At 71.4% G+C, this 19996-nt stretch carries 17 protein-coding genes; 12 read left to right on the top strand and 5 right to left on the bottom strand.

The annotated features are described in order from the left end of the window. From ACFFF6_RS17740 to ACFFF6_RS17685, 12 genes are all read left to right on the top strand, one after another. The coding region (locus ACFFF6_RS17740; protein ID WP_376982829.1) for a cell division protein FtsQ/DivIB at positions 1–757 on the top strand (757 nt) is incomplete at its 5' end. Positions 758–961: 204 nt separating this feature from the next. Then, positions 962–2272: a cell division protein FtsZ gene (gene ftsZ, locus ACFFF6_RS17735; RefSeq protein ID WP_376982828.1), complete on the top strand. Its 1311-nt coding sequence runs from the start codon at positions 962–964 to the stop codon at positions 2270–2272. Continuing rightward, the gene (gene pgeF / locus ACFFF6_RS17730; protein ID WP_376982827.1) at positions 2269–3009 is read left to right on the top strand and encodes a peptidoglycan editing factor PgeF; all 741 of its coding nucleotides are present in this window, start codon (positions 2269–2271) and stop codon (positions 3007–3009) included. The genes ftsZ and pgeF overlap by 4 nt, the downstream gene beginning before the upstream one ends. Before the next feature lie 163 nt (positions 3010–3172). Then, positions 3173–3655: a cell division protein SepF gene (locus ACFFF6_RS17725; RefSeq protein ID WP_376982832.1), complete on the top strand. Its 483-nt coding sequence runs from the start codon at positions 3173–3175 to the stop codon at positions 3653–3655. Between the two features lie 7 nt (positions 3656–3662). Continuing rightward, positions 3663–3953: a YggT family protein gene (locus tag ACFFF6_RS17720; protein WP_376982826.1), complete on the top strand. Its 291-nt coding sequence runs from the start codon at positions 3663–3665 to the stop codon at positions 3951–3953. 110 nt (positions 3954–4063) lie between these two features. Beyond that, on the top strand, positions 4064–4711 hold the full coding sequence (locus ACFFF6_RS17715; protein WP_376982825.1) for a DivIVA domain-containing protein: 648 nt from the start codon (positions 4064–4066) through the stop codon (positions 4709–4711). Continuing rightward, positions 4708–5277, top strand: coding sequence for a signal peptidase II (gene lspA, locus ACFFF6_RS17710; RefSeq protein ID WP_376982824.1), 570 nt, complete (start codon positions 4708–4710; stop codon positions 5275–5277). Before ACFFF6_RS17715 ends, lspA begins: the two co-directional genes overlap by 4 nt. Next, complete coding sequence (locus ACFFF6_RS17705; protein ID WP_376982823.1) at positions 5274–6200, top strand: RluA family pseudouridine synthase; 927 nt, start codon at positions 5274–5276, stop codon at positions 6198–6200. Before lspA ends, ACFFF6_RS17705 begins: the two co-directional genes overlap by 4 nt. 38 nt (positions 6201–6238) lie before the next feature. Further along, positions 6239–6979, top strand: coding sequence for a hypothetical protein (locus ACFFF6_RS17700; protein ID WP_376982821.1), 741 nt, complete (start codon positions 6239–6241; stop codon positions 6977–6979). Between the two features lie 49 nt (positions 6980–7028). Continuing rightward, complete coding sequence (locus tag ACFFF6_RS17695) at positions 7029–8093, top strand: hypothetical protein (protein WP_376982820.1); 1065 nt, start codon at positions 7029–7031, stop codon at positions 8091–8093. Between the two features lie 137 nt (positions 8094–8230). Beyond that, positions 8231–11785: a DNA polymerase III subunit alpha gene (dnaE, locus tag ACFFF6_RS17690; RefSeq protein WP_376982819.1), complete on the top strand. Its 3555-nt coding sequence runs from the start codon at positions 8231–8233 to the stop codon at positions 11783–11785. Positions 11786–11793: 8 nt separating this feature from the next. Continuing rightward, a complete protein-coding gene (locus ACFFF6_RS17685) occupies positions 11794–13044 on the top strand; it encodes an acyl-CoA dehydrogenase family protein (RefSeq protein WP_376982817.1) in 1251 nt (416 codons plus the stop codon). 7 nt (positions 13045–13051) lie between these two features. Here ACFFF6_RS17685 and ACFFF6_RS17680 read toward each other — a convergent pair whose 3' ends face one another. The 5 genes from ACFFF6_RS17680 to pgi all read right to left on the bottom strand — a co-directional run bounded on the left by ACFFF6_RS17680 (position 13052) and on the right by pgi (position 19974). Continuing rightward, positions 13052–14080, bottom strand: a complete 1029-nt coding sequence (locus tag ACFFF6_RS17680; RefSeq protein WP_376982816.1) for an ATP-dependent 6-phosphofructokinase — start codon at positions 14078–14080, stop codon at positions 13052–13054. 174 nt (positions 14081–14254) lie between these two features. Beyond that, on the bottom strand, positions 14255–15838 hold the full coding sequence (locus ACFFF6_RS17675; protein WP_376982815.1) for a flotillin family protein: 1584 nt from the start codon (positions 15836–15838) through the stop codon (positions 14255–14257). A gap of 184 nt (positions 15839–16022) precedes the next feature. After that, the gene (locus ACFFF6_RS17670) at positions 16023–17375 is read right to left on the bottom strand and encodes a nucleobase:cation symporter-2 family protein (RefSeq protein WP_376982814.1); all 1353 of its coding nucleotides are present in this window, start codon (positions 17373–17375) and stop codon (positions 16023–16025) included. 102 nt (positions 17376–17477) lie between these two features. Beyond that, positions 17478–18269 (bottom strand): GH25 family lysozyme, encoded by a 792-nt coding sequence (locus ACFFF6_RS17665; protein WP_376982813.1) that lies wholly within the window; start codon positions 18267–18269, stop codon positions 17478–17480. 1 nt (position 18270) lies between these two features. After that, a complete protein-coding gene (pgi, locus tag ACFFF6_RS17660) occupies positions 18271–19974 on the bottom strand; it encodes a glucose-6-phosphate isomerase (RefSeq protein WP_376982812.1) in 1704 nt (567 codons plus the stop codon). Between the last annotated feature and the right edge of the window lie 22 nt (positions 19975–19996).

Here is a 19996-nt window from a genome sequence, read left to right as displayed (position 1 = left end):
GCCGGCGACCGGAGAGGGCCGCGTGGTCCCGGCCGCGGACCGCTTCCGCGCCCTCGTGAGCCCCCGTCCGTGGCTGCGCCGCCGCCGGGCGCTGCTCGCCACGGCGGGCGGACTCGTGGGCCTCGCCGCGCTCGCGCTCGGCGTGCTGCTGCTGGCACCGCCGTTCCAGGTCTCCCAGATCCAGGTCACGGGCACCGGGTACGTCGATGCGGCCGCGGTCGAGGAGGCGGCCGCCCCGGCGCTCGGCGGGAGCATCCTCACCGTCCCCCGCGCGGAGATCGGCGCGGCGGCCGGCACCATCCCCGGGGTGCGCTCGGTCGAGGTCGAGCGCAGCTGGCCCGACGGGGTGCGGGTCCGCGTCGCCGAGCGGACGCCCATCGCCTCGGTCACCGCAGCGGACGGCACGACCGCGATCCTCGACGGCGAGGGGGTCGAGCTGCCGGCCGCGGCGGCCGAGGGCGCGAGCCTGACCCCGCTCGTGGTCGAGACCGGCTCCGGGGACCCCGAGGGCGCGACCGAGGCCATGATCGAGGTGCTCGACCGGATGCCGCCGGATCTGCGCGGCGCGACGAGCTCGGTGACCGCCTCGACCCGTTCCGACGTGACTCTGGTCCTGTCCCTCGAGGAGGGGGAGAAGACGGTCGTGTGGGGCGACGTCCAGGACTCGGAGCTCAAGTCCCAGGTGGTCGCCGCGCTGCTCGACCAGCCGGGGACCGTCATCGACGTGTCCTCGCCCGTCGCGCCCGTCACCCGCTGACCCGCGCAGGCGCTGCGACCTCGGGATATCTTCCCGACACGCGCGCGCGGTGTTTGCGCCGGGAGCGGCGCGTCCCTAGCGTCGAGAGCACGGATGAGGGTGCCTGAACCTGAACCTCAAGTCGAGGTCGAGGGTTCGGGCGTGGCTGCAGCGGAGGCCCGCGGCGCTCCCATCAGCACAGACATCGAGAGCAAGGACCCGAACGTGACCGGATCACAGAACTACCTCGCAGTCATCAAGGTCGTCGGCATCGGCGGCGGTGGCGTCAACGCCGTCAACCGCATGATCGAGTCGGGGCTCAAGGGTGTCGAGTTCATCGCCATCAACACCGATGCGCAGGCCCTGCTCATGTCGGATGCCGACGTCAAGCTCGACGTCGGCAAGGAGATCACCCGCGGCCTCGGTGCCGGCGCGGACCCGGAGGTCGGCAAGAAGGCCGCCGAGGACCACGCCGAGGAGATCGAGGAGGTCCTGCGCGGGGCCGACATGGTCTTCGTGACCGCAGGCGAGGGCGGCGGCACCGGCACGGGCGGCGCGCCCGTCGTCGCGAGCATCGCCCGCAGCCTGGGCGCGCTGACCATCGGCGTGGTCACTCGCCCGTTCACCTTCGAGGGCCGTCGCCGTTCCACCCAGGCCGAGTCCGGCATCGCCGCCCTCCAGGCCGAGGTCGACACCCTCATCGTCATCCCCAACGACCGCCTGCTCTCGATCGCGGACAAGCAGGTCTCGATGCTGGACGCCTTCAAGTCCGCCGATCAGGTCCTGCTCTCCGGCGTCCAGGGCATCACCGACCTCATCACCACCCCCGGTCTCATCAACCTCGACTTCGCGGACGTGAAGTCGGTCATGCAGGGCGCCGGCAGCGCGCTCATGGGCATCGGCTCCGCCCGCGGGGACGACCGCGCGCTCCAGGCCGCGGAGCTCGCCGTCTCCAGCCCCCTGCTGGAGGCGTCCATCGACGGCGCCTACGGTGTGCTGCTGTCCATCCAGGGCGGCAGTGACCTCGGCCTGTACGAGGTCTCGGAGGCGGCTCGGCTGGTGCAGGAGGCCGCCCACCCTGACGCGAACATCATCTTCGGATCCGTGATCGACGACGCCCTGGGAGACGAGGTCCGCGTGACCGTCATCGCCGCGGGCTTCGAGTCGGGCGGTCCCCGCCCGGCCGCACAGCCCGCGGCCCGCACCGAGGCCCGGCGCGTGGAGCAGCGGCGCGTCGAGCCCCGCCCCGCCCTCGGCGGGCAGCAGGACTCCCGCGGCGCCGGCGCCTTCACGGGCTCCTGGGGCACGCCCCAGCAGACCTTCTCCCCCTCCCCGGCGCAGCAGCCCGCGGTCCCGCAGGCTCCTGCCGAGCCGGCGACCGAGGTCCTGGACCCGGCGGACGTGGAGTCGGCGGAGCCCGCGCCGAGCCCGTCCCCGGCGGCCCACCCGGCTCAGGGACCCGCTCCAGTGCGCCCGCCGCGCATCCAGGAGCAGGAGGATGACGACGATCTCGATCTGCCGTCCTTCCTGAAGTGAGGATCCCGGACGCCGCCGTCCTGCGGGCCCCGCATCTGCGCGGGGCCCGCGCCCTGTTCACCACCCGGGACGGCGGCGTGGGGGAGGCGCCCTTCGACACCCTCAACCTCGCCCTCCACGTGGGCGACGACGAGGGGACCGTCCTGCAGAACCGTGCGCGGATCGCGCAGCTCATGGGCGCCCCGCTGGCAGCCGTCGAGCAGGTGCACTCGGCGCGCGTGGCGACCCTCCCGCCGCAGGGGGAGCTCCCGCTCGTGCAGGCCGATGCGTTGGTCACCCGCCGCCGCGATACGGCCCTCATGATCATGGTCGCCGACTGCCTGCCGGTCCTGCTCGTGGACGAGCAGACCCCGGTGATCGGCGCCGCGCACGCCGGCCGGCGCGGCCTGCTCGACGGGATCCTCGAGAACACGGTCCGCGCCATGGAGGAGCAGGGCGCGGTGCCGGGCCGGATCCGTGCGAGCATCGGGCCGAGCATCTGCGGGCGCTGCTACGAGGTCCCGCAGGAGATGCAGGACGATGCCGCGGCCAGGCTGCCGGCGTCCTCCTCCCGCACCGGGTGGGGCACCCCTGCGCTCGACCTGCGGGCAGGCGCCGTCCAGGCGCTGCTCGCCGCGGGGCTGGTCCGGGAAGGGATCCTCGCCGAGGCGCCGTGCACCCGCGAGGATCCTCGATTCTTCTCCTACCGTCGTGCGGCCCGGACCGGCCGGATCGCCGGGGTCATCCGCCTGCAGTGAGCACGTCCCCGCGGCGCGTCCGCCCCGAAACGCCGCGACACGCCGCCGATCTCCCGGCGCTCCCAGCCGTGCTCAGGTACGTTCCATGACAAGGTCCCCACGCACGCCCCGTGCTTCCCCGGGACCCGACAGCGGAATGATGACAGAACTGGGAGACCTGCCCATGGGCGCCTGGCACAACGCGATGGTCGCACTCGGCCTCGCCAACGAAGTCGACGACGACTACTACGACGACGAGCGGGACGCCCGCGACGAGGCGCCGGCCGCCCGGCGCACCGAGCGCACCCCGGAACCCCATGTGGAGCGCGAAGCGCAGGTGACGCCCATCCGGCGCAACCAGGTCGTCGCGATGAGCCCTGCCCAGGAGGAGACGATGGCGCGGATCACGACCATCCACCCGCGGTCCTACAACGACGCCAAGGCCATCGGCGAGTCGTTCCGCGACGGCGTGCCCGTGATCGTGAACCTCTCCGACATGCAGGACGGCGACGCGAAGCGCATGGTCGACTTCTCCGCGGGTCTGGTGTTCGGCCTGCGCGGCTCGATCGAGCGCGTCACCTCCAAGGTCTTCCTCCTGTCCCCGGAGTTCATCCAGGTGGACGGCGAGGCGTCGGCCGAGGAGAGCAGCTTCTACAACCAGAGCTGAGCCGTCCGTGCAGCTGGTCGCGTCGGTGGCGTACATCGCGCTGCTGATCTACATGATCCTGCTGGTCGCCCGCCTGATCCTCGAGTGGATCCAGGCATACGCCCGGGACTACCGCCCGAGCGGGCTCATGCTCGTGCTGTTCGAGCTGGTCTACACCCTGACCGATCCGCCGGTCCGGGGACTGCGCCGACTGATCCCGCCGATCCGGCTGGGGGCGGTCGCCCTCGACCTGAGCCTCATGATCCTTCTGCTGGCCGGATCCATCCTGCTGTCGGTGCTCGCCGGACTCGCGTCCTGACGCCCGTTCCGGGATGTCCGATGCGGATATCCGGACCGTTTCAGCTAGGCTGTGCCTAGTCGCGCTGTCATCGGCGCACCACCATCACAGACCGACAAGAAGGTGACCCCATGGCCCTGATGCCCGAGGACCTCCTGAACAAGCGCTTCACCCCGGTGCGGTTCTCCGAAGGCTATGACATGGACGAGGTCGACAACTACCTCGACAACGACGTCCTGCCGCGCCTGCAGGAGCTCATCGACGAGAACACGCGCCTGACCGGCGAGCTGGAGGAGGCGCGCAACCGCATCGCGGAGCTCGAGAGCGCCGCCGCACAGGCTCCGGCGGCTCCTGTCGCCGCGGAGGCCGAGGAGCCCGAGGCCGCCCCGGCGGAGGAGGTCGTCGTCGAGGAGCCGGCCCCGGTCGCCGAGGAGCCCGTCGTCGAGGCCGCCCAGACTCCGGATCAGTCCGCTGCGGGCATCATCGCCCTCGCGAACCGTCTGCACGACGAGTACGTGAAGAACGGCGAGGACGAGCGCGATCGCCTCATCAACGCCGCCAACGAGGAGCACAAGCGCATCGTCGGCGAGGCCGAGGAGAAGTCCCGCACCACCCTCGCGGCTCTCGAGGAGTCGAAGGCGGAGCTCGAGAAGTCGATCGAGGGCCTGCGGACCTTCGAGCGCGACTACCGCAACCGTCTGCGCAACTACCTGGAGAACCAGCTGCGCGATCTCGACACGAGCGAGACGCAGGACAAGCAGGCGACCTTCGGTCTGTGAGCCATTCCGCCACGGACCCGCTGAACGCCGGACGCGATGCGTCCGGCGTTCGCCGTCCCTTCCCCCTGTCCGCGGTCCTCGCGACCGTCCTCGCGATCGGCATCGTCCTCGCCGTGGTCGACCAGATCACCAAGAACTGGGCGGTGGCGAACCTGCCGCCGTACGAGGGGCGCCCGCTGCTGGGTGAGGTCCTGCAGCTGTTCCTGCTGTACAACTCCGGGGCGGCCTGGGGGATGGGATCCGGGGCGACGCCGATCGTCACCGCCCTGCAGATGCTGATCTGCGTCGGCGTGCTCGTCTTCGCCGTCCGCACCGTCCGCTCGCCCTGGTGGTCGATCTCGCTGGGCCTCATCATCGGCGGGGCGCTGGGCAACATCCACGATCGCCTGCTGCGGGCGCCCGGCCCCTTCCACGGAGAGGTCGTCGACTTCCTGCAGCTGCCGCACTGGCCCGTCTTCAACGTCGCCGACATGGGCGTGGTCGCCGGCGCGGTGCTGCTGGTCCTGCTCAGCGTGCTCGGCGTGAGCGCGGACCCGGCGGCGGAGGCCCAGGAGGAGGCCTCATGAGCGATCTGCGCATGCTGCCGGTGCCGGACGGTCTCGCGGGGGAGCGCGTGGACGTCGGGGTCTCCCGCCTCTTCGGCCTGTCCCGCACCCGCGCGGCGGAGCTCGTCATGGCCGGCGAGGTGACCGTCGACGGCGAGGTCCCGGCCCGCTCGACCCGGCTCGAGGCCGGCGCGATGCTGAGCGTGCTCATCCCGCCGGTCCGCCCGCCGGTCGAGGTGCGGGCGAGCCTCGCCCCGGGTATGAGCATCGTCTTCGAGGACGAGCACATCGTCGTGGTCGACAAGCCGGTCGGCGTCGCCGCCCACCCGAGCGTGGGGTGGACGGGACCGACCGTGCTGGGCCACCTCGCGGCCGCGAACATCCGCATCTCCACCTCGGGCGCCCCGGAGCGCAAGGGCATCGTCTCGCGGCTGGACGTGGGGACGAGCGGGCTCATGGTGGTCGCGAAGTCGGAGCGGGCCTACTCGGTGCTCAAGGACGCCTTCCGCCGACGGATCGTCGACAAGACCTACTTCGCGGTGTGCCAGGGGCATCCGGACCCGCTGAGCGGCACGATCGAGGCGCCCATCGGCCGGTCCCCGAACCATGACTACAAGTACGCGGTCATGAGCAGCGGGAAGCACGCGGTGACCCACTACGAGGTGGAGGAGATGTTCCGCTCCGCCGCGCTGCTGCGGATCCACCTGGAGACGGGCCGCACCCACCAGATCCGCGTCCATCTCTCCGCGATGCGGCATCCGCTCGTGGGCGATCCCCTGTACGGCTCGGACCCGACCGTCGCAGAGCGGCTGGGGCTGGTGAGGCAGTGGCTGCATGCGACGGAGCTCGGCTTCGATCATCCGGTCACCCGGGAGCATGTGACGTTCGCCTCCCCGTTCCCGCCCGACCTCGCCGCGGCCCTCGACATCCTGCGGGAGGGATGATCCGCTCGGCTCCGGCCGGCAGCGGATACGGTCGGGGCATGAGCGACACTCCTCCGCCCGTCTCCGGGACCGCCCTCGACCCCGTCCGCGCCGGCGCGCTGCTGCGCCCCGAGTTCCCTGTCGCGCGGGTGGCCCGGCGCCTGGGCATCGCCCCCGCGGACGCGGAGCTCGCGCTGCGCGATCCCGAGCGGGCACGAGAGGCGATCGGGCGTGCCGCGGCCGCGTACCTGGAGGCCGATGACGCGCGCCGGGCCGGCCGGGTCCCGACCGGCCCGCTCGCCCTGGACCCCGACTTCCCCACGGGCGTGGGCATGGCGCTGATCGGCGCGGCCGTGCTGTGGGAGGTGGGCTCCCTGATCCCGAGGATGGCGCTGCGGGTCGCGAAGGACCACTACGAGTCCGGGGACGACGAGCTCGCCGCGAGCTGCATCGCGCTCGCCCAGGAGCACGCAGAGCCGGGGGCGGACGACGCCTCCGCCTGGGCGGCGCAGTCGCTGCTGGTCGCCGTCCTCCAGCGCTCCGGGGATCCCGCGGCGGCCGATGAGATCGCCCGCGACCTCGTCGCCCACGACGTGCCGCTCGAGCTGTGGCGGGACGACGACCCGAGCCTGCCGGACGACTCCCTCGCCTGGCACGGCGGGGCCTTCGTCGGCGGGATCCCGCCGCGTCGGGACGAGCGCTCTCTCAGCTACGAGGACGTCCACGACTATCTGGGCACGATGCTCGCGCAGATGCGCCGCGAGCAGGAGGCGGAGGAGGACGCCGGGCACGGGCGCTGAGCGGCGGACGGCACCCGGAGCGCGGCGTCCACGCGCCTATCCTGGGCCCATGGACACCACGCAGACCAGCCCGCAGGGCGCTCTCCTGACCGGAAGCGTGAACTACGACGACGCCGAGACGACGATGCGCACGATCGCGGAGATCCTCGGCGCGCACGTGCGGCGCGTGCCCGACGGCGAGGTCGGCAAGCGGTTCCACTGGATCATGTTCCAGCCGGATGTGCTGGGGCAGGCCGAGGGCATCGAGCGGGTGGGGGAGGAGCCGATCCCCTTCCCGGCGGGGATCGACGCGCGCCCGCTGCGCCTTCGCGAGGACGCGGATCCGGAGACCATGCAGCTGCCGCCGCTGGGCTACGCCGCGGCGGCGGAGGACTCCTACCGGATCTTCGCGCGGCTGCGCCGGGAGGGCGTGATCCGCCCCGGGACCCGCTTCCAGGTCTCCCTGCCCACGCCGGTCGCCGTCGTCTCCTCCTTCTTCTCCGGCGAGGACCGGGCGATCATCGAACCCGTCTACGCCGATGCGATGCTCGGCGAGCTCGAGCAGATCCTCGCGGCGATCCCCCACGAGGACCTCGCGATCCAGTGGGACGTGGCCAGCGAGATGGGCATCCTCGAGGGCGCTGCGGGCTACGGCTCCCCGATGGAGGGCTGGTGGAGCGGCGGGGTGCTCGAGGGCATCGCGGCGCGCCTCGGCGCGCTCGTGGACGCGGTCCCCGCGGACGTCGAGGTGGGCCTGCACCTGTGCTACGGCGACGCCGGCGAGAAGCACTTCATCGAGCCGGCGGACACCGCGAACCTGGTGCGCGTGGCGCGCGCGACGACCGAGGCCGCGCGGCGGGAGCTGAGCTGGCTGCATCTGCCGGTCCCGATCGACCGCGACGACGAGGCGTACTACGCGCCGCTCGCGCAGCTGCCGCAGATCCCCGAGCTCTATCTGGGGCTCGTGCACCGCGAGGACGGGACGGAGGGCGCCTGCAGGCGGATCGCCGCGGCGACCGCGGTGCTGTCGCGGAGCTTCGGCGTCGCGACGGAGTGCGGGATCGGCCGTGCCCCGGCCGGCACGACCGAGGGCATCCTGCGCACCCACGCGGACGTCGCGCAGCCCCTGCCGTGACGGAGCCGGACGCCCCTCGCGTCCGCCCGTGCGGCATCGGACATCCTCGGAGCACATCGCCCTGCGACGCGCCGGGGTGAGCATGACGACCCGGCCGCGGACTCCGCGCGTCGGCCCGCGCGGCTAGTCTGGATCGCATGGCCGACGACTTCGTGCACCTCCACGTCCACACCGACTACTCGCTCCTGGACGGGGCGGCGAAGATCGACAAGCTGGTCGCGGAGACGGCGCGGCTGGGGCAGCAGGCGGTCGCGATCACCGATCACGGCTACCTGTTCGGCGCCTACGAGTTCTACCGCGCCGCGACCGGCGCGGGGATCAAGCCGATCATCGGCATCGAGGCGTACGTGACGCCGGGGACCAGCCGCCATGACCGCACCCGCGTCCAGTGGGGCACGCGCGAGCAGCAGCTGGCGGGCGATGACGTCTCCGCGCGCGGCGCCTACACGCACATGACGCTGCTCTCCCGGTCGACCGAGGGCATGCACAACCTGTTCCGTCTGGGCTCGGCGGCGTCCCTGGACGGGCAGATGGGCAAGTGGCCCCGGATGGACCGGGAGATCCTCTCGACCTACGCGCCGGGGCTCATCGCGACCACGGGCTGCCCCTCCGGTGAGGTCCAGACCCGGCTGCGCCTGGGCCAGTTCGACGAGGCCGTGAAGGCCGCCGGCGAGTTCCAGGACATGTTCGGCGCGGAGAACTACTTCGTGGAGCTGATGGACCACGGGCTCGACATCGAGCAGCGCGTGACCAAGGACCTGCTCGAGGTGGCGAAGGCCGTGGGGGCGCCGCTCGTGGCGACCAACGATCTGCACTACGTCACCGAGCAGGACGCGACGATCCAGGACGTGCTGCTGTGCATCAACTCCGGCTCGCGTCTGGCGGATCCCGATCGCTTCAAGTTCGGGGGGTCCGGCTACTTCCTGAAGTCCGCGCAGCAGATGCGGGAGCTGTTCCGAGAGTTCCCCGAGGCCTGCGACAACACCCTGCGGATCGCGGAGATGTGCCAGGTCGAGTTCCGCACCACCGACGAGGGCGCGAACTACATGCCGCACTTCCCGGTGCCCGGCGGCGAGGACGAGGAGTCCTGGTTCGTCAAGGAGGTCCAGCGCGGTCTCGAGTACCGGTACCCCGCGGGCATCCCGGACGAGGTCCAGAAGCGCGCCGACTACGAGGTCGGGGTCATCCTCCAGATGGGCTTCCCCGGCTACTTCCTGGTCGTCTCCGACTACATCAAGTGGGCCAAGGAGCAGGGGATCCGCGTGGGTCCGGGCCGTGGCTCCGGCGCCGGGTCGATGGTCGCCTACGCCATGCGGATCACGGATCTGGATCCGCTCGAGCACGGCCTGCTGTTCGAGCGGTTCCTGAACCCGGACCGCGTCTCGATGCCCGACTTCGACGTCGACTTCGATGATCGCCGCCGCGGCGAGGTCATCGAGTACGTGGAGCAGAAGTACGGCGACGACAAGGTCGCCCAGGTCGTCACCTACGGCGTCATGAAGACGAAGAACTCCCTCAAGGACGCCGCGCGCGTGCTCGACTACCCCTTCGCGATGGGGGACCGGATCACCAAGGCTCTGCCGCCGGCGGTGATGGGCAAGGACATCCCGATCAAGGGGATCTTCGACCCCGAGCACAAGCGCTATGCGGAGGCCACCGAGTTCCGCCGGATCCACGACGAGGACCCGGACGTGAGGAAGGTCGTGGAGATCGCCAAGGGCGTCGAGGGCCTCACCCGAGGCTGGGGCGTGCACGCCTGCGCGGTCATCATGTCCAGCCACACCCTCACCGACATCATCCCCATGATGCGCCGCCCCTCGGATGGGCAGATCATCACCCAGTTCGAGTACCCCACCTGCGAGACCCTGGGTCTGCTGAAGATGGACTTCCTGGGGCTGCGGAACCTCACGGTGCTCTCCGACGCGATCACCAACATGGAGCGCAACGGGAAGACGCCGCCGGACCTGGAGACCCTTCCCTTCGACGACCCGAAGACGTACGAGCTGCTCCAGCGCGGCGACACGCTGGGCGTGTTCCAGCTGGACGGCTCCGGCATGCGCACCCTGCTGCGGCAGATGAAGCCGGACAAGTTCGGCGACATCACCGCCGTCTCCGCGCTGTACCGCCCCGGCCCGATGGGCATGGGCTCGCACACGAACTACGCGCTGCGCAAGAACGGCCTGCAGCCCATCACCCCGATCCATCCCGAGCTCGAGGAGCCGCTCGCGGAGATCCTCGGCGAGACCTACGGCGTCCTGGTCTACCAGGAGCAGGTCATGCAGACCGCGCAGAAGGTCGCGGGCTACTCGCTCGGCGAAGCGGACATCCTCCGCCGCGCCATGGGCAAGAAGAAGAAGGCGGAGCTGGACAAGCAGTACGTCTCCTTCGAGGCGGGCATGAAGGAGAACGGCTACTCCGATGCCGCGGTCCAGGCCCTGTGGGAGACGCTTCTCCCCTTCGCGGACTATGCCTTCAACAAGTCCCATTCCGCGGCCTACGGCGTGGTCTCGTACTGGACCGGGTACCTCAAGGCCAACTATCCGACCGAGTACATGGCGGCCCTGCTCACCTCGACGCAGGAGAACCGCGACCGGCTGGGGCTGTACCTGGGTGACTGCCGCCATCGCGGGATCACGGTGCTGCCCCCGGACGTGAACGAGTCCGATCTGTACTTCTCGGCCGTGGGCGAGGACATCCGTTTCGGCCTGTCCGCGATCCGCAACGTCGGCGCGAACGTCGTCGAGGAGATCATCCGCACCCGGGAGGAGAAGGGCGCCTTCACCTCCTTCACCGACTTCCTGGACAAGGTGCCGCTGACGGTGTGCAACAAGCGCACCATCGAGTCCCTCATCAAGGGCGGCGCCTTCGACTCCCTCGGCGCGAACCGGCGCAGCCTCGTGCTGGTCCACGAGGACGCGGTCGACTCCGTGGTCGATGTGAAGCGCAAGGAGGCCCAGGGACAGTACGACCTGTTCGGGGACGTGTTCGGTGCGGTCGGGGATGATGTCGCCACGGGGTCCGCGGCGACCATCACCATCCCGGACCTGCCGGAGTGGGACCGCAAGGAGCTCCTCGGGTTCGAGCGGAACATGCTGGGCCTGTACGTCTCGGACCATCCGCTGTACGGGCTCGAGCACGTGATCGCGCAGAACTCCTCGACCGCGATCAGCGCCCTCGCCGACGAGGGCGCCGTCGAGGACGGGGCGATGGTCACGATCGCGGGGCTCATCACGAGCCTGCAGCGCAAGACCACGAAGAAGGGCGACATGTGGGCGATCGCGACGGTCGAGGACCTCGAGGGCTCGATCGACTGCCTCCTGTTCCCCTCCACCTACCAGACCGTCGCGACCGAGCTCGCCGAGGACCTCGTCGTCTCGATGAAGGGACGGGTGGACACCTCCAAGGGCATGCCGGAGCTGCGGGTCATGGAGATGACGATCCCGGACACCTCGACCGGCGGCGGCGACGGCCCGGTCACCATCTCGCTGCCGGCGATGCGGGCCACGGAGAAGGTGGTCCAGGAGCTGCGCGGCGTGCTCGAGGACAACCAGGGGGGCAGCGAGGTGCGCCTCAAGCTGCAGGAGCCGGGGCGCACCACGCTCATGCAGCTGGACAAGCGCTTGTCGGTGACGCCCTCGGCAGCGCTGTACGCCTCGCTCAAGGCCCTGCTGGGGCCGGGCTGCCTGCAGTGAGCAGGGCCGTGCCCGAGCCCTCGGGGCGGAGCCCTGAGGGCCTCCTGCCCGATGCGCTGCTCGCCGAGCTGCGCGAGCGCGCCGTCCGCTATGACCGGGAGAACCTCTTCTTCGACGAGGACCTCGAGCAGCTCCGGGACCAGGGCTACCTGCGCCTGCTGGTGCCCGTCTCGAGCGGTGGGCTCGGCGCGGACCTGCTGCAGGCCGGGCGGATCCAGCGTCGCCTCGCCCAGGCCGCGCCGGCGACCGCGCTCGCGATGAACATGCACCTCGTGGTCACGGGAGCGGCGCTGCACGCGCAGCGGCGGGCGGGAGCCGCCGGGCATCCGGGAGCTCGTCGGATCCTCGAGGACGCCGCACAGGACCGGCTGTTCGCCTTCGGGATCTCCGAGCCCGGGAACGAGGCGATGCTCTTCGACGCCGCCACCAGCGCAGCGCCCGTCGCCGCCCAGCAGGCGGAGGGGCAGGGGCACGTGTTCACCGGCACCAAGATCTTCACGTCGCTCGCCCCGGCCTGGGACCGGCTCATCGTGCACGGCCGTCGTGAGGCGGATCCCGGAGCCGGGAGCGAGGAGGAGCCGAGCCTCGTCTTCGCCGTGCTGGATCGCGGCGCGGCGGTGCGGACCCTGGACGACTGGGACACCCACGGGATGCGCGCGACCCAGTCCCGCACCACGATCCTGGACGGAGCCTTCGCACCCGCCGAGCGCACCGTCACCCGCACCCCCGTCGGGCCCAATCCCGACCCGTTCGTGATGGGCGTCTTCGGCTGCTTCGAGCTGCTGATCGCGTCCGTCTACACGGGCATCGCCGAGCGGGCCGTGCAGCTGGGCGTCGAGACGGCTCGGACGCGCCGGAGCCTCACCCGCGGGATCCAGCACGCCGACGACCCCGACGTGCGCCGTCGCCTGGCCGCGGCCGCGATCGGCGTGGACGGCGCGGTCCTGCAGATCGAGAAGCTCCTCGCCGACCTGGACGCCCTGGGCGCCGGGACCACGGGCCCCGGGCTCCAGGACCACGGGCCCCGCTGGTTCCTGCACTTCTCCGGCGTCAAGACGCGCGCGACCGAGGCGGCCATCGCCGCCGTGGACCAGGTCCTGCGCGCGAGCGGCGGCGCCCACTTCTCGCGCCGCAGCGAGCTGGAGCGGATCTCCCGGGACGTGCGCGCGGGCATGTATCACCCCAGCGACGAGGAGTCCGTCCACGCCTCCCACGCGCGAGCCCTGCTGGGGGAGATCGGAACGGCTCCGGCAGGCTGAGACGGGATCAGCCGAACAGCACCCGGACCTCGTCCCAGCGCTCGCGCGGGACGCCCTTGGTGTTGCCGATCGCCTCGGCCAGGGGAACGTCGATGATGTCGGTCCCGCGCACCGCGACCATCCGGCCCATCGCCCCGCGATGCAGCAGCCCGATCGCTCCGATCCCGAAGCGGGTCGCGAGCACCCGGTCGTACGCGGTCGGCTCGCCGCCGCGCTGGATGTGCCCGAGCACCGTCGCCCGCGTCTCGATGCCGACGCGCTCCTCGATCACGGGGGCGAGCGCCTCCGCGATCCCGCCGAAGCGGGGCCGCCCGAACTCGTCGAGCTCGTAGTCCATGAAGCCCGCAGGGGCGTCGCGGGGGACGAAGCCCTCGGCGAGGACCACGAGTGGGGCCCGGCGCCGATCGCGTGCCGAGGCGACCTCCTCGCAGATCTCGTCGATGCCGAGCGGGAACTCGGGGATGCCGATGACATGCGCCCCCGAGGCCATGCCCGCCTGCAGCGCGATCCAGCCGACCGAGCGGCCCATGACCTCACCGATCATGCACCGGTGATGGGAGTCGCCGGTGACCCGGAGGCGGTCCAGGGAGGACGTCGCGATCTCGACGGCCGTGTCGAAGCCGAAGGTGTAGTCGGTCGCGCCGAGGTCGTTGTCGACCGTCTTCGGGACGCCGACCACGGGCAAGCCCGCCTCCGCCAGCCGGTTCGCGGTGAACAGGGTTCCGTCCCCGCCGATGGCCAGGATCGCGTCGATCCCGTGCTGCTCGAGCACGCGCGCCACGAGGGACGCGCCGTCGCGGCCGTCCTGGTACGGGTTCGCCCGGGAGGTGCCGAGGATGGTCCCGCCGATCCGCCCGATGCCGCGCACCCGCCGCCGCGGCAGCGGCATGATGTCGGCCTCGATGACGCCGCGCCAGCCGTCCCGGAATCCGACGAACTCGTCCTCATGCACGGCGTCGCCGTACAGGACCGCGCCGCGGATCACGGCGTTCAGACCGGGGCAGTCGCCCCCGGAGGTCAGGATCCCGATCTTCATGGTCGACTTCTCCTCGCGTCAGGGCGGCGTGTGCGCGTCGGCTCCAGCCTAGGACGAGAAGCCGGGTCCCTGCCGGGCGAAGGTCCCTCCGCAGCGTCGTGGACAGGCATGCAAGCGCCCCCTGTCCCCGAGGAGCTCGGATGCAGGGGGCGCTTCGCGGGTGGAGCCGTCCGGTCAGCCTTCCGCAGGGGCGGCGCCTGCCGCGTCCTCGTCGGACTCCGCCGGAAGAGCCGCGGCGGCGGGGGCCGCGGCGCGGCGTCGCGGCGCCGGCTCGGATTCCGCCCGGGCGCGGACATCGCGGCCGGAGGACGCGGCCTTCTCGAGGGTCTCGTGGAAATCGACGCCCGTGGTCGCCTGCACCATGTCGAGCACCTGTGCAAGGCCGGTCGAGATCGACTGGCCGATCTTCGACTCGCCGTCGGAGGAGATCACCGACAGCTTCTCGATGTTGCCGTACGGCGCGGCGAGCTCGTTCGCGACGGCAGGCAGGACCTCGAGGACCTGGGAGAGGACGGCGGCGTCGTTGAACTGCTTGTACGCCTCGGCCTTGGCACGGGTGGCCTCCGCCTCCGCCTCGCCGCGGGCGAGGATCGCTGCCGCCTCGGCCTCACCCTTGGCACGCAGGGAGTCCGCCTGGGCCTGGCCCTCGAGCCGCACGGCTTCGGCGTCCTTCGAACGGCGCTGGAGGTCGACCTCCGCCTCGGCGCGGCCGCGGGCCTCGATCGCGTGGGCCTCCGCATCGGCGGACACCTTCCGGGACTCGGCGCGGTTGCGCTCATCGGCCAGCTGGGCCTCGGACTCGGCGATGCGCGCGTACTTCTTCGAATCGGCGTCCTGCTGCTCGGCGTAGCGCTTGGCCTCCGCCGGCTTGTGGACCTCCGCGATCAGCTGCTTCTCGCGCAGGTCGTTGTTGCGGACCGCGATGAGCTCCTCCTGCTCGATGATCCGCTGCTGCTGCGCGGCACGGGCGAGGGGGCCGGAGGCGTCGGCGACCGCCTGGCGGGCGTCGGTCTGCTCCTTGATCTCCGCATTGCGGATGTCGAAGGCCTGCTTCGACTCCGCCTCCTGCTGCAGGTTGATGTTCTTGGCCTGGGTGGCCTCGCGGTTCGCGTCGGACTCCGCGATCGCGGCGCGCTTGGCGACGAGGGCGGCCTCGGGGCGGCCCCAGTCGCGCAGATAGGAGCCGTCGTCCTCGATCGAGGAGATCTGGAAGGTATCGATGACCAGACCCTGGTTGTTCATCGAATGCTCGGCCTCGGCCTGCACCTGGGCGGCGAAGGAGGCGCGGTCACGGATGATCTGCTCCACGGTCAGGGTGCCGACGACGGCGCGCAGCGTGCCGGAGAGGATCTCCTGCGTGTAGTGGTCGATCTGCTTCTGCTGGTCCAGGAAGCGCTGCGACGCCTTGCGGACGTCGTCGACGTTGCCGCCGACCTTGACCTGGGCGACGCCGCGCAGGCGCAGGAAGATGCCGTTCATCGAGTAGCCCTCGACCTCGACCGGGATCTGCCGCGAGGAGAGGCTGAGCACGAAGGCGCGGTCCAGGATGGGACGGACGATGGCACGGCTGCCGATCACGACACGGGCGCTGCCCGATTCGAGGTCGACGTCCCCGGCCGACTTGCTGCGGCCGGTGATGATGAGCGCCTCGTTCGGCGCGGCGATGCGGTAGCTGCGGAGGATCGCGATGAGCGCGATGACCACCACCAGCACGATGACGACCAGGACGATGAGCCCCAGCCCCAGGAACGGCTCCATGGAGACCCCTTCGATCGGTGCGGAGAGCGCCCGGGACGGAGGAGGCGGCCTGAGCTGGATCCGTTCCGACCGTTTCCGTGGAGGAGGGACGGGCGGCGGCTCTGCTCGACCCCCCGGGACACCGTGAGCAGATTATCAGCACCGTCGATCCGGGCCCGTGCGGGCGTGTTTCGCGATCGCCGGGTCAGAGGATGTCGCGTGCGCGGGGCTCGATGCCGCCCCGCCCCTTGAGCAGCAGGTTCAGGGTGACCGCGCTGAAGGCGGCGGCGCTGACGCCCGAGCTGAGCACCATCGACACGAGCGGGGGCAGGGACGCGTACAGGGCGGGGACCGCGATCGGCATGACGACCAGGGCGAGGGAGACGGCCACGATCATGGTGTCGTGCCCGGCGTCGCGCTCGTCGGTGCGGGGCGCCTCGGAGATCGTGCGGATGCCGGCTGCGGCGACGGAGCCGAACAGGACGATCCCGGCGCCGCCGAGGACGGGGGAGGGGATCGCGGCGACGACCCGTCCGAGGACCGGCACGAGGCCCAGCAGGATCAGCAGCACGCCGCCGGCGGCGACCGTGTAGCGGGAGCGGACGCGGCTGACCGAGATGAGGCCGATGTTCTGGGCGAAGGCGGTCGCGGGGAAGGAGTTGACGACCGGGGCGACCGCGGAGGCGATCATGTCGGCGCGCAGGCCGTTGGCGAGGCGGCGGGGCGGAAGGTCCGTGCCGACGACCTTGGTGACGGCGAACAGGTTGGCGGTGGTCTCCATAAGTGTCACGATGATGACGACCACCATGGGGATGATCGCGGCGAGCTCGAAGGTCGGGGCGCCGAAGGCGAAGGGCTGCGGGAGGGCGATCACGGAACCGCCTCGCACGCCGGAGAAGTCGGCGACGCCCGCGGCGACGGCGGCGAGGGTCCCCACGAGGATGCCCAGCATGATGGCGACGCCGGACAGGGCCCGGATCCGGGAGAGGACCAGCACGGCGACGAGGGTGATCGCCGCGAGGCCCAGGTTCAGCGCCCCGCCCTGGCCGGGCGTGCCGTCGTTCCCGACGATCCAGCCGGCCGCGACCGGCAGCAGCGAGAGCCCCATCGCGGCGATGATCGTGCCGGTCACCACGGGCGGGAACAGCGGCTGCATGCGCGTGACCAGCGGCACGAGCAGCAGACCGACGATGCTCGCGACGATCACGGAGCCGAAGACCGCGGGGAGGCCGCCGCCGTCGGCGATGATCACCCCCATGGTGGAGACCGCGCCGAATGTCGTGCCCTGCACGAGCGGCAGCTGCGCGCCGAATCCGGGGACGCCGATCGACTGCAGGACGGTCGCGAGGCCCGAGACGAACAGGGCGCAGGCGACGAGCAGGCCGACCTCCAGCTCCGGGAGACCGGCCGCGCTGCCCACGATCAGCGGGATGGCGACCACGCCGCCGTACATCGACAGGACGTGCTGCGCCCCGAACAGGACCGTGCGCCCCAGCGGCAGGCGCTCATCCTCCGGGCGGACGGCGGGACGGGCTGCGGACGGGGGAGCGGAGGTCACGGTGGCGGTCCTCGGGTTCGGGGGGGGCGGGAACGACGCAGCGCCCGCCATACGACGACGGCGGGCGCTCGCGCGCCATCCTATGGCCGCATGTGCGCCAGGTCAGCCCGTGAGCTCTGTGAGCTGGGCCCGTGTGCCGCGATAGACATTCATGTCGATGTATGGTTCCTCGCCGTCGTATCCGGGGCGTCGGTCGCGGTGGGAGTACTGCCAGAAGGTCCAGTCCCGGCCGTCCGACAGTCGCGGCGGGACCACGACGGAGCGGATCCAGATGGGGCTGTCGGGGTAGGCCCCGGCGATATAGGCGTCATAGGCGGCCGGGGTCGCGTAGATGACCGGGGGCGCGCCGTAGTGCGCCGTGAGCTCCTCGAGCAGCGGTGCGAGGATCGCGTCGACCTCGGCGCGCGAGGGCGGGTGTGCGAAGTAGTCCCCGTAGTACTCGACATCCACGGCGATCGGGAGAGTCGCATCGGCTGGGACCGTCTCGATGACGTGCCGGGCCTGCGCCTCGCCGGAACTCTCGAAGGACAGGAAGTGGTAGGCCCCGACCAGCAGATCGGTGCGGCGTGCCCCCTCCCAGCTCGCGGCGAAGCGGCGATCCACGGAGGACGATCCCTCGGTCGCCTTGATGTAGGCGAACTCGAGGTCGTCCCCGGCCAGCAGCTCCCAGTCGATCCCGCCCTGGTAGGAGGACACGTCGACACCGCGGACCTCGTAGGGGGCGGCGAAGATCCGGCCCGGCCAGATGACGCCGGTCGCGACGAGGATCGCGAGCGCCCCGAGCACGCTCAGCGCCGCGGCGGCGACCGGCAGCCGACGGAACCGCCGAGGACGGGCGGGGCGGGGGACGGACAGGGCCCCGCCCCGCCCGTTCCCCGTCCTCTCGTGCGTCATCTCAGACGGTGCGGTGGGCGCGGTAGTAGCGGATCAGCCCGGCGGTGGAGGAGTCCTCCGCGGCGATCGCGTCCTCGTCCCCGGCGACGGCGGGAGCCAGGCCCTTGGCGAGCTGCTTGCCCAGCTCGACGCCCCACTGGTCGAAGGAGTTGATGCCCCACACGGCGCCCTGGACGAAGGTGATGTGCTCGTACAGGCCGATCAGCTGGCCCAGCACCGACGGGGTCAACGCGGAGGCGATGATCGAGGTGGTGGGCCGGTCGCCGGAGAACTCCCGGGCCGCGACGAGGGCGCCCTCGGTGCCCTCGGCCCGGACCTCCTCGGCGGTCTTGCCGAAGGCGAGCGCCTTCGTCTGCGCGAAGAAGTTGGCGAGGAAGAGCTCATGCACGTCCTGCTCGCCGTCGCGCAGCGGGTGCGCGGGATTCGCGAAGGCGATGAAGTCCGCCGGGATGATCCGGGTGCCCTGGTGGATCAGCTGGTAGAAGGCGTGCTGGCCGTTGGTGCCCGGCTCGCCCCAGAAGATCTCCCCGGTCTCCGTCGTGACCGTGGATCCGTCCCAGCGCACCGACTTGCCGTTGGACTCCATCGTCAGCTGCTGCAGGTAGGCGGGGAAGCGGTGCAGGTACTGGGAGTAGGGGAGGACCGCATGGGTCTCCGCCTCGAGGAAGTTCACGTTCCACACGTTCAGCAGCCCCATGAGCAGGGGGACGTTCTGCTCGGCCGGAGCGGTCCGGAAGTGCTCGTCGATGGCGTGGAAGCCCGCCAGGAGCTCCTCGAAGACCTCGGGGCCCAGCACGATCGCGAGCGAGGTGCCGATCGCGGAGTCGACGCTGTAGCGCCCGCCCACCCAGTTCCAGAAGCCGAAGGCGTTGTCGGTGTCGATGCCGAACTCGGCGACCTTGTCGAGCGCCGTGGACACGGCGACGAAGTGCTTCGCGATGGCCTCGGCCCGCTGGTCCTCGGCCAGCCCCGCGCGCTCGGCGAGCGAGGTCAGCAGCCATTCGCGGACGAGCTTCGCGTTGGTGATCGTCTCGAGGGTCGTGAACGTCTTCGAGGCGACGATGACGAGGGTCGTCTCCGGATCGAGATCCCGGGTGGTCTCGTAGGCGTCGGTCGGGTCGATGTTGGAGATGAAGCGCGCCAGGAGCCCGTCCTGGGCGTACGGCTTCAGCGCTTCGTAGACCATCACAGGCCCCAGATCGCTGCCGCCGATGCCGATGTTCACGACGGTCTCGATGCGCTTGCCGGTCACGCCGGTCCACTCGCCGGAGCGGACGCGGCGGGCGAAGGCGCTCACCCGCCCGAGCACCTCCTGGACGTCCGCGTCGACATCCTGCCCGTCGACGACGAGAGACGGCTGGGCACCTCGCGGACGCCGCAGCGCGGTGTGCAGGACGGCGCGGTCCTCGGTGGTGTTGATGTGGGCGCCGGCGAACAGGGCGTCGCGGCGGGCGAGCACGCCCGTCTCCTCCGCGAGCTGCAGCAGCAGCTCGACGGTCTCGGCGGTGATGAGGTTCTTGGAGAGGTCCACGTGCAGCTCGGCGGCGTCGTGGGTGAAGCGCGCCGCCCGCTCCGGATCGGCGGCGAACCATTCGCGCAGGGAGCCGGTGAGCACGAGGTCGTGCTCCTCGAGGGCCTCCCAGGCGGCGGTGGTGGTGGGGTCGACGGGCTCGGAGGCGGCGAGGGCCGCGGGTGCATCGCTCATGGACCCATTGTCCCCCGGATCC

Origin of the sequence: Brachybacterium hainanense, from assembly GCF_042434575.1 — a bacterium.
GTDB classification, from domain to species: Bacteria; Actinomycetota; Actinomycetes; order Actinomycetales; family Dermabacteraceae; genus Brachybacterium; species Brachybacterium hainanense.
The sequence above is the reverse complement of the archived record's forward strand: the minus strand, read 5'-3'. Positions and strand labels throughout refer to the sequence as shown.